This window comes from Acidisphaera sp. S103, assembly GCF_009765975.1.
Taxonomy (GTDB): Bacteria; Pseudomonadota; Alphaproteobacteria; order Acetobacterales; family Acetobacteraceae; genus Rhodopila.
On the sequence record NZ_LMUJ01000087.1, the window covers coordinates 1 to 1,176 of the forward strand.

Here is a 1,176-nt window from a genome sequence, read left to right on the forward strand (position 1 = left end):
CGTCAGGCCGGCTGACCGTCATCACGTCGACACTCCGGGACTGACCATCAATCCCCGGCACAACCAAACGCAGCATCCATTCCATTCGTGAAGCCCTAGCCGCCAACCTACCCGACTGGTCCTATCCGATCGTCACGTCACGGTCCCCCAGATCTCTGGACGGTCCCGAGGGCGGGGGTTGAAGCCATTGAATCTTCTATGATTCGATGGTCGGCACCGATTCGCGAGGTGCCAAATGTGGACGACCGAAAACCGTCACCGCTACAACCGTGACAAACTGCGTTATCCGAGTGACTTGACCGACGAGGAGTGGAGCCAGATCGAAGATCTGATCCCACCCGCCAGGCGAGGCGGCCGGCGTCGCAAGGTTGTTATTCGCGATGTGCTCGACGGCGTTATGTATGTTCTCAGCACCGGGTGTCAGTGGCGTTACATCCCACGTGACTTACCGCCAAGGAGCACCGTGCATGGTTATCTTGAGCGCTGGGAGTATGATGGAACCTTGGCAAAAATCCACCATGTACTCTATCAAAAATGCCGCGAACAGGCGGATCGAGATCCCAGCCCGACGGCCTGCGTTATCGACAGCCAAACGGTGAAGAGCGCTGAAAAAGGGGGGCCTGCATCGATCCCAAAGGGTATGATGCGGGGAAGAAAATCGGTGGCAAGAAGCGCCATATTCTGGTCGACACCGAGGGTTTGTTGATGCACGCCATAGTGCATCCGGCCAACATCCAGGATCGCGACGGTGGGGTGCTGGTTCTGGCGACTTTGTTTGGCCTATATCCTTTCCTACGAAAGATATTCGCCGATGGCGGTTATCAGGGGCGGCAATTCCGCGAATTATCCGTCGCACTGCTGCCGGGGTTATCGGTCGAAATCATTAAACGGTCGGACGCCGCAAAGGGCTTTCAAGTCCTCCCCAGACGCTGGGTCGTTGAACGCACCCTGGCATGGCTTAACCGCTGCCGCCGATTGGCCAAGGATTTCGAAAACCTGAGTCGCACCGCGCTCGCTTTCGTCAGGCTGGCATCGATCCGACTGATGCTGAGAAAACTATGCAATCCAGCGTAGAACTTTCCGGACTGTTGGGGTGGACGGCCCCACGGCATCAAGTGCCAGAATTGGGGCCGTTAGCAACCAAGACCGGAGCCGACCATGACCCAATATAAGCGC

At 57.2% G+C, this 1,176-nt stretch carries 1 protein-coding gene; it reads left to right on the forward strand.

What is annotated here, in order from left to right:
- Nucleotides 1-235 precede the first annotated feature (235 nt).
- Nucleotides 236-1,074, forward strand: a protein-coding gene (locus GSQ89_RS29020) for an IS5 family transposase (protein ID WP_158931614.1) whose coding sequence is annotated in 2 segments (ribosomal slippage) — nucleotides 236-620 and nucleotides 620-1,074 — 840 coding nt in all. Because the reading frame shifts where the segments join, the coding sequence is not laid out codon by codon here.
- The last annotated feature ends 102 nt before the right edge of the window (nucleotides 1,075-1,176 follow it).